The 12377-nt window shown below is 62.6% G+C and carries 10 protein-coding genes; 6 read left to right on the top strand and 4 right to left on the bottom strand.

The genetic code is table 11. From position 1 onward, the window contains the following. The first annotated feature begins 12 nt into the window (after window positions 1-12). From MWN76_RS08800 to MWN76_RS08790, 3 genes are all read left to right on the top strand, one after another. Window positions 13-1377, top strand: coding sequence for a class II 3-deoxy-7-phosphoheptulonate synthase (locus MWN76_RS08800; RefSeq protein WP_250461028.1), 1365 nt, complete (start codon window positions 13-15; stop codon window positions 1375-1377). A gap of 112 nt (window positions 1378-1489) precedes the next feature. After that, window positions 1490-2179 (top strand): glutathione S-transferase family protein, encoded by a 690-nt coding sequence (locus MWN76_RS08795; RefSeq protein ID WP_250461027.1) that lies wholly within the window; start codon window positions 1490-1492, stop codon window positions 2177-2179. Window positions 2180-2680: 501 nt separating this feature from the next. Beyond that, window positions 2681-4894 (top strand): M3 family metallopeptidase, encoded by a 2214-nt coding sequence (locus MWN76_RS08790; RefSeq protein WP_250461026.1) that lies wholly within the window; start codon window positions 2681-2683, stop codon window positions 4892-4894. Window positions 4895-4978: 84 nt separating this feature from the next. Here MWN76_RS08790 and MWN76_RS08785 read toward each other — a convergent pair whose 3' ends face one another. Further along, complete coding sequence (locus tag MWN76_RS08785) at window positions 4979-5536, bottom strand: DUF3833 domain-containing protein (protein ID WP_250461025.1); 558 nt, start codon at window positions 5534-5536, stop codon at window positions 4979-4981. Window positions 5537-5728: 192 nt separating this feature from the next. Between MWN76_RS08785 and MWN76_RS08780 the strand changes: the two genes are divergently transcribed. Then, window positions 5729-5935 carry a DUF2905 domain-containing protein gene (locus MWN76_RS08780; RefSeq protein ID WP_250461024.1) on the top strand — a complete coding sequence of 69 codons (207 nt, stop codon included), beginning with the start codon at window positions 5729-5731 and terminating at the stop codon, window positions 5933-5935. On the opposite strand, the gene MWN76_RS08775 is transcribed toward MWN76_RS08780, so the two are convergent. Next, window positions 5936-6421 carry an Lrp/AsnC family transcriptional regulator gene (locus MWN76_RS08775; protein WP_250461023.1) on the bottom strand — a complete coding sequence of 162 codons (486 nt, stop codon included), beginning with the start codon at window positions 6419-6421 and terminating at the stop codon, window positions 5936-5938. Between the two features lie 360 nt (window positions 6422-6781). Between MWN76_RS08775 and MWN76_RS08770 the strand changes: the two genes are divergently transcribed. Beyond that, window positions 6782-10294: an indolepyruvate ferredoxin oxidoreductase family protein gene (locus tag MWN76_RS08770; protein ID WP_250461022.1), complete on the top strand. Its 3513-nt coding sequence runs from the start codon at window positions 6782-6784 to the stop codon at window positions 10292-10294. A 168-nt stretch (window positions 10295-10462) separates the two neighbouring features. Here the strand turns inward: MWN76_RS08770 and MWN76_RS08765 are convergent, their stop codons facing one another. Beyond that, window positions 10463-11149 carry a ChrR family anti-sigma-E factor gene (locus tag MWN76_RS08765; protein ID WP_250461021.1) on the bottom strand — a complete coding sequence of 229 codons (687 nt, stop codon included), beginning with the start codon at window positions 11147-11149 and terminating at the stop codon, window positions 10463-10465. A 14-nt stretch (window positions 11150-11163) separates the two neighbouring features. Next, window positions 11164-11832 carry a sigma-70 family RNA polymerase sigma factor gene (locus tag MWN76_RS08760; protein WP_250461020.1) on the bottom strand — a complete coding sequence of 223 codons (669 nt, stop codon included), beginning with the start codon at window positions 11830-11832 and terminating at the stop codon, window positions 11164-11166. Window positions 11833-11943: 111 nt separating this feature from the next. Here MWN76_RS08760 and MWN76_RS08755 point away from each other — a divergent pair, with 111 nt between their 5' ends. Beyond that, a complete protein-coding gene (locus MWN76_RS08755) occupies window positions 11944-12375 on the top strand; it encodes a nuclear transport factor 2 family protein (protein ID WP_250461019.1) in 432 nt (143 codons plus the stop codon). Window positions 12376-12377 lie beyond the last annotated feature (2 nt).

Below are 12377 nucleotides of genomic sequence, written 5' to 3'. Positions count from 1 at the left end.
GTAAACACCCCCGTGTCCGATTCCCCCTCCAAAACCTGGACCCCTCAGAGCTGGCACCATTTCGAGGCCAGGCAGCAGCCCAGCTACCGCTCCCCCGAACAGGTTGACAGCGTGACCGGCGAACTGTCCGGCTACCCGCCGCTGGTATTCGCCGCCGAGGCGCGCGAGCTGCGCCGGCAACTGGCGCAGGTGGCCGAGGGCAGGGCGTTCCTGCTGCAGGGGGGCGACTGCGCGGAATCCTTCGCCGACTTCAACGCCAACAAGATCCGCGACACTTTCAAGGTGCTGCTGCAGATGGCCGTGGTGCTGACCTTTGCCGGCAACCTGCCGGTGGTCAAGGTGGCGCGTATGGCCGGCCAGTACGCCAAGCCGCGCTCGTCGGACACGGAAACCATCGGCGGCGTGGAGTTGCCCAGCTACCGCGGCGATATCATCAACGGTATCGACTTCACCGCCGATGCGCGCGTACCGGATCCGCAACGGATGCTGACCGCCTACAACCAGTCCGCGGCCACGCTCAACCTGCTGCGCGCCTTCGCCCAGGGCGGCCTCGCCGACCTGCACGAAGTGCATCGCTGGAACCTGAGCTTCCTGGAAAACAACCCGCAGCGGGAGAAATACTCGCAGCTGGCCGAGCGGCTGCAGGATGCGCTGGAATTCATGGCCGTCTGCGGCGTGACTTCCGAAAATACCCCGGCAATTCGCGAGACGGAACTCTATACCTCACACGAGGCGCTACTGCTCAATTACGAACAGGCGCTGACCCGCACCGACAGCCTGACTGGCAAATGGTACGACTGCTCGGCCCATATGCTGTGGATCGGCGAGCGCACCCGCCAACTGGACGGCGCCCACGTGGAATTCCTGTCCGGCGTCTGGAACCCGATCGGCGTCAAGGTGGGGCCGGGCATGCAGCCGGATGAACTGCTGCGCCTGATCGACAAGCTGAATCCGAACGACGAAGCCGGCCGCCTGACGCTGATCACCCGCATGGGGGCCGAGACCCTGGGTGACAAACTGCCGCCGCTGGTGCGGGCGGTACAGCGGGAGGGGCGCAGTGTGGTCTGGAGCACCGACCCGATGCACGGCAACACCGTCAAGGCCAGCAGCGGCTACAAGACCCGCAATTTCGACAAGATACTGCGCGAGATCCGCGACTTTTTTGCCGTACACCGCGCCGAGGGCAGCCACCCGGGCGGCATCCACCTGGAGATGACCGGCCAGCATGTCACCGAGTGCACCGGCGGCGCCTGGGATATTTCCGAGGCGGACCTGGCCAGCTGCTACCGCACCCAGTGCGACCCGCGCCTGAACGCCGACCAGGTACTGGAGCTGGCCTTCAACGTCGCCGAGTGGCTCCGCGCCGGCCGCAGCTGATTTCGGGGACGCGGGGCTCCAGCTCCGCAATCGCCCCGGCGGGGGCGACCGCTGCTCCGCGGCAAGAGAGTCTGTTCACCTGTATTTCAATAAATAACCCCAGGGAGTGCTTATGTATCAACTCTATATCGCCAACAAAAACTACTCCTCCTGGTCCCTGCGCCCCTGGCTGCTGATGCGCCAGCTTCAGATCCCCTTCGACGAGCAGTTGGTCACCTTCGAGGAGGGCGGGAGCTGGCACAAATTCCGCGAGTTCGCACCCAACGGCCTGGTGCCCTGCCTGGTGGACGGCGACACCCGGGTCTGGGATTCACTGGCGATCGTCGAGTATCTGGCCGAAGACTATCCGCAGATCTGGCCGGAAGGGAAGGGCGCCCGCGCCTGGGCGCGCAGCGCCGCGGCGGAAATGCACTCCGGCTTCGGCGCGTTGCGGGATATCTGCTCGATGAACTGCGGCGTAAAGGTGAAGCTCAGTGAGATCCCGCCGGCGCTGCAGAAGAATATCGACCGTATCGATGAGCTGTGGCGCGAGGGCCTGGCGCGCTTCGGCGGGCCCTTCCTGGCCGGTTCTGAATTCAGCGCGGTAGATGCCTTCTTTGCCCCGGTGGCCATACGCGCGACCAACTTCGGCCTGCGCATGAGTGCGGAAGCGACCGCCTATATCGAGCGCATCCTGGCGCTGCCGGCGATGGCGGAGTGGATCGAGGCGGCGCTGCGGGAAACCTGGCGCGAACCGGGCCACGAGGAGGAGCTGCTGCGTGCCGGTACGATCGTGGAAGACCTCCGTCGGGAGCCCGCCTGACCGAAGACACTTGAGACCGGGCAGCTCTCGACCTGGGTCTCTGGTTCGCCATGCCGGCGGGAGAGCGTCTTACCGGATTTGACCGGTAGCGTCTCTCCCGCCGGCGTGACGATAGAATGGCCGCAAGGCCCGCTGGCAGCCCGAATCCACTCTGTACCATCTGGCCAGCCTCCCTCCCGTACGCCTGAATCACCTTCGACACCGATCGATCGGATCTATTTCTGAGCAACCCATGTTGTTACCGCGTCTTCCCGGACTCTGTTCATTTTAAAAGAATACACTTAATAAGTCGTTATCAAATGAATTGCCAGCTACCCATGGTCCAGCCCTGTCGCAGAATCTCCGGTCAACCAGGGGCGGGGGAGACGTTTATAGGGCGAGGCTGTCGATTTCCCGTCATAGCTCCGCCATGCCCGCGCTGAGCATGGCGGCACAGGGGACTGTCCGGTTAAACTCCGGCGATTACAAAATGACAATGACTACATAAAGAGGAGAACCCCGATGCGTCAGACAATGATCGCGCTATCGGTTGCTGCCGCGCTGGCAGCTGCGGCCGGTTGCAGCAAAGAGGCCGGGCAGGCCCAGTCCGCCCAGGAGCCGGCGGCGAAAGTAGCCGAGGCAAACAGTGCTGCGGTTGCGGGCAATCCGCTGCTGGCGGAGTGGACCGGTCCCTACGGGGGCGTGCCGGCCTTCGACAAGATGAAGGTCGAGGACCTGAAGCCGGCGCTGGAAAAGGCCATGGAAGACAACCTGGCGGAGGTCGACGCAATTGCCGCCAGCGCCGCGGAGCCGACCTTCGAGAACACTATTGCCGCCCTGGAGCGTAGCGGTTCCGAGCTGGACCGTGTCTCCGCCTACTACGGCATCTGGAGTTCCAACATGTCCTCTCCGGAGTTCCGCAAGGTGCAGCAGGAGATGGCCCCCAAACTGGCGGATTTCGAGTCCACCATCATTCAGAACGACGCCCTGTTCCAGCGTGTCAAGTCCGTTTACGACGCGCGCAATGATTCCGACCTGGACAGCGAGCAGAAGCGCGTGGTCGAGCTGATCTACAACCAGTTCGCCAACAATGGCGCCACCCTGAAAGGCGAGGCCAAGTCGCGCTACGCCGAGATCAACCAGCGCCTGGCACAGCTGCACACCGAGTTTGCCAACAACGTACTGGCGGACGAAGAGGGCTACGACATCTTCCTGACGAAAGACCAACTGGGTGGCCTGCCCGGGTCCTTCGTCGCCGCTGCGGCGGCACTGGCGGAAGAGAAAGGCCAGAAGGGTAAATACGCGATTACCAATACGCGCTCCTCAATGGACCCCTTCCTGACCTATTCCGACAACCGCGAACTGCGCGAACAGGTATGGAATAACTACTACAGCCGCGGCGACAACGGCGACGAGCACGACAACAACGCCATCATCGCCGAGATCCTGCAACTGCGCGACGAGCGCGTCGGCCTGCTGGGCTTCGACAACTACGCCGAGTGGCGCCTGCAGGACCGCATGGCGAAAACCCCCGAAAACGCCATGAACCTGATGGAAGCGGTCTGGCCGGCGGCGGTTGCGCGTGTGAAGGAAGAGGTCGCCGATATGCAGGCGGTGGCCGACGAAGCGGGTGCGGACATCACCATTGAGCCCTGGGACTACCGCTACTACGCCGAGAAAGTCCGCAAGGCCAAGTACGACCTGAACTCCGACGAAGTCAAACAGTACCTGCAGCTCGATAAGCTGCGCGAGGCGATGTTCTACGTTGCCGGCGAGCTGTTCAACTTTGAGTTCACACCGGTGAAAGAGGGCAGTGTGCCGGTCTTCCATCAGGATGTGAAAGTCTGGGAGGTGACCGACAGGGACTCCGGCGAGCATATCGGCCTGTGGTACCTGGACCCGTTCGCGCGCGCCGGCAAGCGTTCCGGCGCCTGGGCCACCATGTACCGCGACCACACCACCTTCGACGGCAAGAAGACGGTACTGGCTTCCAACAACTCCAACTTTATCAAGGGCACTCCGGGCGAACCGGTGCTGGTGAGCTGGGACGATGCCGAGACCTTCTTCCACGAGTTCGGCCACGCGCTGCACTTCCTGTCTTCCAATGTCACCTACCCGACGCTGAACAGCGGCGTGCGCGACTACACCGAGTTCCAGTCGCAACTGCTGGAGCGCTGGCTGTCCACCGATCCGGTGATCGACAACTACCTGGTGCACTACAAGACCGGCGAGCCTATCCCGGCGGAGCTGGTGGCCAAGATCAAGAAGGCCGCCACCTTCAACCAGGGCTTTGCCACCACCGAGTACCTGGCGTCCGCGCTTGTGGATATGAAGTTCCACACCACCGATCCGGAGAATATCAATCCGGATGCCTTCGAGCGCAAGACGCTGGAAGAGTTGGGTATGCCCGATGAGCTGGTCATGCGCCACCGCTCGCCGCACTTCGGCCATATTTTCTCCGGCGAAGGCTACTCGGCCGGTTACTACGGCTACATGTGGGCGGATGTCCTGACCTCGGACGCGGCGGAAGCCTTCGCCGAGGCGGACGGTGGTTTCTACGACGAGGAAGTGGCCGGCAAGCTGGTGAAATACCTGTTCGCGCCGCGCAACGCCATCGACCCGGCCGATGCCTACCGCGCCTTCCGCGGCCGCGATGCCGGGATCGACGCGCTGATGCGCGATCGCGGTTTCCCGGTACGGGACGGGAAGGATAGCACCGTGGCAGCGAAAGACTGATTCCGGTTGCCATTAAAAGGCCGCGATGCGCAAGCATCGCGGCCTTTTTTGCGTTAGGGCCCGAGATTCAGCGGGCCCTTCCCACTAGTCTTCCCGGATGATCGTCAGCACAATCTCTCCGACATTCAAGCCAAACTTGCTTAACGCCGATTTCCCGATCAGCACGCGATCGGAGACAAGGTACATGCGGTCGTCCACGGCCACTTCGAGTTTCCGTCCCTTGTAGGGGACTTCCAGCGTATAGCGGATAAACATCGCATTGCCGGCAGCGCTTATCCGGGCGTCGCCGATTACGTCGCCGGCGCGCCCGATATAGGCCCGTACGCCGGCTTGTGGGGCGCCGCCGGTGGGAATCAACTGCCAGTCGCGCTGCTGGGTTTCACCGTCGTCAAAGATAAAGTCTTCCGCCAGCAGGCCGCGGCCGTTCTGCCAGCGCCCCAGTAACGTCGCATTGAAGGTGCGGGTGACTTCGCCGGAACGGTTCTTGATGATGCCGTGCGCAGTCAGTGGGCCGTTGAGAAACTCTTCGGGTATCAGCGCGGGTGTTTTGTCGCGGTAATGACTGACGCCCGGACTGGAGCAACCGTTTAATAGCAGTAGGGCCGAGAGCAGTGGTAGCTGGATTTTGTTGAGGCAATACATGGGCGCTTCCCGGTATGAATTTATTCTTACATACGCTGCGCCCGCTCAATTGGATTCTCGGAGATCCCGGCCTGCAACCGGTGCGTGAGCGGGATCGCTGAATGGCGTCCCGATTTTCGCGCTGTCGTACTGGCGTCCTTCCCCAACCCGTTGCTAAGCTAAAAAGCCGCAACGGAAGCAAAGGGGGTGGTAATGGAAAAATGGCTCATCGCACTCGGCTGTATCCTGATCGCCACAGGCGTGCTCTACCATTTCGCGCCCTGGCTGTTCACCTGGTTCGGCAAACTGCCCGGCGATATCCGTATCGACAACGAGCGCAGCAAGGTGTTTATTCCCATCACCTCGATGATCCTGCTGAGCATCCTGCTCAGCGTGATCCTGGCCGTCTTTCGTCGCTGATCAGCCCTTTTCCAGCAGCTGTTCCAGCGGCAGCTCGGTGCGGTAGCGCACCTGTTTCAGTGAGAAGCTGCTCTTGATGTGGTCGATGCCCGGCAGTTCGGTGAGTTTCTTGTCGAGGAATTCCTGGTAGGCCTGCAGATTGGGTACCACCACCCGCAGCAGGTAGTCGAAGTCGCCGGTCATCAGGTAGCACTCCATGACCTCCGGCCACTGGCCGATCACTGACTCGAAATCCATCAGCTCCTTCTTTACCTGGTGGTTCAGTGTCACCTGGATAAACACGCTCACCGGCAACCCCACCTTCTCCGGCTCCAGTAGCGTCACCGCGCGCTTGATAAAGCCCTGCTCGTGCAGGTTCTTGACGCGACGGGAGCACGGAGAGGGCGACAGGCAGACTTTTTCCGCCAGTTCGATATTGGGGATGGTGGCATCTTCCTGAAGGATCTCCAGGATCTTCTTGTCGATGGCATCCAGTAAGTAGGCCATAGTGGTACCCAGCTCTCGTCTTGATTGCACCCGATTGATGACTATAAGAGCCCGCCCCGGTCGGCGCCAGTGATCGGGCTATAAAGGGAATCTGGCGCCAGATGACCAGTTCCCCAGCTAGCTCAAAAGGGTTGAATTTGAGTGAATTCTTGCGGTTTATTATCCGCAGTTAGTGAGTTATGGCTGCATTATGCCGTATTCACGCCTAATTTGGTATGACCTGCTTCGATAAGCGATGGTAATTTGTCGCTTAACAATAACGATGAGGCATCTCTGTAAATCGTGGCGGGCGGACGCCTCCGGGCGGGCGCGCAGATTCCAGCAGATACCTCACAGCGACAAGCAGAGTAGGTGTTACCCATGGCGATGGTCGAAACGGATCGGGAACTGGGCTTCGATCGCGATTATTCCCTCAAGGCCGCATTCACCCGCGACGAGGGGCGCGTCTTCCTCACCGGTATCGATGCCCTGGTGCGGCTGCCGCTGATGCAGAAGCAGCTGGACGAGCGCGCCGGGCTCAACACGGCCGGCTTTATCTCCGGCTACCGGGGCTCGCCGCTCGGCGGTTACGACCAGGCCCTGTGGCGCCACAAGAAGCTGCTGGCCGAACGGGATATCCACTTCGAGCCGGGTATCAACGAAGACCTCGGTGCCACCAATATCTGGGGTACCCAACTGCTGGATCACTATCGCCAGCAGGCCACCCGCGACGGTGTTTTCTCCATCTGGTACGGCAAGGGCCATGGCGTGGACCGCAGCGCCGACGTATTCCGCCAGGCCAATGTACAGGGCACCTCCAAACTGGGCGGCGTGCTGGCCCTGTGCGGTGACGACCACACCGCCGAATCCTCCATGTTCTCCCACAACACCGACCAGATTTTCGAGTCGGTGATGATGCCGTTGCTGTTCCCGGCCAGCATCGACGAGTACCTGACGCTGGGCCTGGCCGGTATCGCCATGTCGCGGTTTTCCGGTCTCTGGGTGGGTTTCAAGGCGATTACCGAAACCGTCGAGGCGGGCGCCTCCATCGTGGTGCCGGACCTGCCGCAGTTTGCGCGGCCGGAAGATTTCCCCATGCCGGCCCACGGCCTCAACTACGACCCGCACCTGAACTGGCCCGCCGAGCGCCTCGAATACGAACGCCGCATGCTGGAAGAGCGGCTGCCCGCCGCCAGGGCCTTTGCCCGTGCCAACCGCCTCGACAAAACCGTGCTGGCGGCACCGCAGAAACGGTTCGGTATCGTCACTGTCGGCAAGGCCCACGGCGACTTGCTGGAAGCGCTGGAACTGCTGGAATTGACCGAGCGCGATCTCGAGGCCGCGGGTATCTCCATCTACAAAGTCGCCATGAGCTGGCCTCTGGAACCGGTCGGCATGCGTGAATTCGCCGGGGGAATGGAGCGCTTGCTGGTAGTCGAGGAAAAGCGCCCGCTGGTGGAAGACCAGCTCAAGAACCTGCTCTACGGCTGGTCCGACGACCGGCGGCCGAAAGTGGTGGGCAAAAAAGACCTGGATGGGCGCGACCTGCTGCCGGCCATCTGGGGTTTTGGCCCGGACAGGGTGGCGCAGGCCATTGCCCGCTGGCTGGCGGATACCGAGGTGGGCACACGCATCGCACCGTTGGCGGAAAAGCTCGGCGGCGGTGTGCCGGGCAAGGCTACCGGCCTGCTTGCGCGCGAACCCGTTTTTTGCGCGGGCTGTCCCCACAACACCTCCACCAAACTGCCAGAGGGCAGCCTCGGCAGCGCCGGTATCGGCTGCCATATCATGGCCCTGGGCAAGGGCCTGCGCACCGACACCTATTCCCATATGGGCGGCGAGGGTGTGCAGTGGGTGGGCCTGCACCGGTTCTCCAGTGCCGGGCATATTTTCCAGAATATGGGCGACGGCACCTACAACCACTCCGGCCTGCTGGCCATTCGCCAGGCGGTGGCGAGCAAGGTCAATATCACCTACAAGATCCTGCTCAACGACGCTGTCGCCATGACCGGCGGCCAGCCCGCCGACGGCGAGGTGTCCGCCCCCACGCTGGCTGCGCAGTTGCTGGCCGAGGGTGTGGGTGAAGTGGTGCTGCTGAGTGAAAACCCCGGCTACTGGCTGCGCCGGCGCGCGCAACTGCCGACCGAGGTCAGGATTCTGCCGCGTTCGGAACTCGAAGCCGTGCAGCGTCGCCTGCGCGAAACCCCGGGTGTCACGGCGATTATCTACGAGCAGGTCTGCGCGGCGGAAAAGCGCCGCCGGCGCAAGAAAAAGCAGATGGAGGATCCGGCCCGGCGCCTGCTGATCAACCACCGCGTCTGCGAGGGCTGTGGCGACTGCAGTGTGCAGTCCAGCTGTATTGCCATCGAGCCGCTGGAAACCCGTTACGGCCGCAAGCGCCAGGTCAACCAGTCCAGCTGCAACAAGGATATGCGTTGTGCGGACGGTTTCTGCCCGAGCTTCGTTACCGTCGAGGGCGGCGAACTGAAGAAGCCGCCGGTGAATTCCCTGGCCGACGCGCTCGACGTGGCCATCGCGGGCCTGCCGGCCGCGCCGGAGGCGGAGCTCGACAAGCCGCTCAGCATCCTCGTCGCCGGTATCGGCGGCAGCGGCGTGCTGACCGTGGCCGCGCTGCTGGGCATGGCCGCACACCTGGAAGAGAAGGGCAGTACCACACTGTACTTTACCGGCCTGGCGCAGAAGAACGGCGCCGTGGTGGCGCACGTAAAGGTCGCGCAGCGCCCGGAAAATATTGCGACCGCGCGCATTCGCGACGGCTCGGCGGAACTGCTGCTGGGCTGCGATATGGTTACCGCCGCCGGCCAGCGCCCCAAATTTGCTCAGGGCAGAATCCGCTCGCTGGTGAATACCGCCGAGGTACCGGTGGCGGCCTTTATCCGCGACAACGAACTGGCTTTCCCCGCGGATGCCACAGAGCAGAGCATCGAGTCCCTGAGCGCCGAATACTTCGCCTTCGACGCCAACAAATACGCACAGGCGCTGTTCGGTGACACCGTTTCCAGCAACCTGATGATCATGGGCTACGCCTGCCAGAAAGGCCTGCTGCCGATCGGCGAGGCGGCGCTGGAGCGCGCCATCGAGCTGAACGGGGTGGCGGTGGAAAACAACCTGCGCGCATTTCGCGCGGGCCGCCTGCTGGCGGAAAACCCGAAAGCCGTGGAGCAGCTGGCGGTGCCGGCGCAGCCGGTCAAAATGGCCGAGCCGCAGGAAACTGTGGAGCAACTGGTTGCGCGGCTGGCCTCCGAGCTGACCGATTACCAGAGCACTGCCTATGCGAGCCACTTTGCCCGCACCATCGAGCGGCTGCACAAGGCGGAAAAAACCCTGGGGCGTTTCGACGGCGAACTGACCCGCATCGCCGCACAGAGCCTCTACAAGGCCATGGCCTACAAGGACGAGTACGAGGTGGCGCGACTCTACAGTGGCGAGGACTTCCAGCGCCAGCTGCGCGAAACCTTTACCGGTGACTACCGGCTGAAATTCCATATGGCGCCGCCTGTGGTGGCGCGCCCGGATGCCGGCGGCAGGGTGAAAAAGATGGAATTCGGCCCCTGGATGGGCAGGCTGATGCCGCTGCTGGCGAAAGGCAAGGTCCTGCGCGGCAGCGTGTTCGATCTCTTCGGCTATAGCCGCGAGCGCCGCGCCGAACGCCAGTGGGCGCGGCAGGTCTCCAGTGCCGTAGTCGCGGTGGCAGCCCGGCTTTCCACCGACACGCTGGCAGAAGCGCGCGAACTGCTCGAACTTCCACAACAGGTGCGCGGCTACGGCCATGTACGCGAGCAGAAATTCTCACAGGTACACGATCGCTGGAATCAACTGCTGGCACGGTTTAGCGGTGGCGATGCGGAGACACCGCTGGCCGTCGAGGCCTGAGCATTGCTCGCGAATCGTCATTCCGGATGTCGCGAATCGTCATACCGGACTTGATCCGGTATCCAGCGCCGAGTCACCCGCGCTCCGATACCAGATTCGCCACTAAAGCTGTGTTGGAACGACGCCGGAGCGGTTGGGCGTCGCTATTGCTCCCCCAAAGCCGGGTAATCACCCCGGCTTGAAGGAGAGAAACGGATTGACCAGCCAGCCCAGCAGACCGGTCACCGCCACCGGCGCCTCGACCACGGAGAGGCACAGGCACTCCCGGTCCTGGGTGGCGATGGGGCGGTGCACTTCGCCGGGCTCGCGCACCAGGAAGTCCCCGGGCGCATAGACACCGTCTGCGTCCGAGAAGCTGCCGTACAGCACCAGCACCACCTCCTGGCCGCGGTGGTCGTGTTCCGCGGTCTTGCCGCCGCGGCAGATACGGTGGAAGGCCACTTCATAGTGGTCCTGTCCGCTCTGCAGGCGCGACATTTTCAGGGCCGGCGATACCCGGTTCCATCTCAGTGGCCAGTTGTCGTCCACCAGCTTGCGCACGATTCGCGGCAGACGCCGCAGGGCGGGATCGCTGCAGCGTACTTTAGGTGGTTGTTCCTGTGGCTTTCCCGCCGGCTCCGGCCGCTCGTCGCTGCTGTCGATGCGTGCCATCAGGTGCTGCAGTGCATCGCTGCTCACCTGCTGGGGGTCGCTGTCATCAAGCAGTTCACCACCCAGGTGGTTGTGTTGCTGATGCTGCTGGCGACACTGGGGACACAGCTGCAGGTGTGCGGATACCGCCAGGCTGACCGCCCAGGGCAGGGTGCCGGCGGAGTACTCCAGCAGTATGTCGTTGTCGGGATGGTGGCGAATCATACGGACCTCACTACTCAAACCGGTTTGCCCAGGCTGGCCTGCAGTTTCTTCAACGCCAGGCGCACGCGGGATTTGACCGTACCCAGGGGCAGACCCAGTTCCGCGGAAATTTCGCTGTGGGACTTACCTTCCATATAGGCTTTTTTCAGCACGTGGCTCTGGTCTGCCGGCAGGCTGCGGAGCCCCTCAGTCACGTCGCGCTCATTGCGCCGCTGCTGCAGGAATACCAGCGGCTGGTCGTCTGCCGATTCGTCCCAGATATCGTCCACGTCGATATCGTTGTCTGCCCCCTGATGGCGACTGTTGCGTCGCAGCAGGTCGATGCGGCAGTTGCGCATGATGGTGTAGATCCAGGTGCTGGCAGACGCCTTGCGCGAGTCGAAGCTGGGCGCCCGGCGCCAGACCCGGAACATGACTTCCTGCACCAGCTCGTCCGCCGCCTCGGCACACAGGACCTGGGTATTGCGGCTGTGGTGAAAGCCTTTGATGAGCGGGGCAAAGTGACGGAACAGGCGCTCAAACGCCGCCCGATCGCGCTCGGCACCAACGCGGGTGAGCAGTGCGCTCCAGTCGTCATTGCGGTTCTCGGGTGCCTGCACGGTATTCCTGTCGCTCTGTACTGTCAGCGCCATATTAACCATCTGCGGATAACTGTTGAAGCTTTGTACGGTGATACCAGGCATCCGGATCATTCCGACGGTTGATATTGATCGGCTGGGCGGTTGATCCGGAAATCTGTGTGTGGCGTATCAACAGACGATTTTCATATCGTGTACGAGGTATCTAGGGGCCCTATGAATGCGCTGATAACAGATCTGCAGCAGTACTACAGCGATTTTCTCACCGGGGATCTGTCGCGGCTGGACGATTTCTACCACCGCGACCTGGTCTTCGCCGACCCCTTGCACAGGATCGAGGGCCTGGATACCGCGAAGCAGTACTTTGCCAGCATGCGCGACGGCCTCCTGCGCTGCCAGTTCGAGTTCGGGCTGGTAACGGTGGCCGCCGACAGCGCCTGCCTGCCCTGGCAGATGCACTACGCCCACCGGGCCCTGAACGGCGGTCGCCCCCTCAGCCTGCGCGGTTGCAGCCTGCTGCGCTTCAACCAGCGTATTCACTACCATGAGGACTTCTACGATCTCGGCGCCATGGTCTATGAACAGGTGCCATTGCTCGGCGCGTTGGTACGGGGTGTCAAGTCGCGTTTGGCGGGGCAGGGGGGCTGAGG

Source organism: Microbulbifer litoralis (assembly GCF_023634065.1).
GTDB classification, from domain to species: Bacteria; Pseudomonadota; Gammaproteobacteria; order Pseudomonadales; family Cellvibrionaceae; genus Microbulbifer; species Microbulbifer litoralis.
The sequence above is the reverse complement of the archived record's forward strand: the minus strand, read 5'-3'. Positions and strand labels throughout refer to the sequence as shown.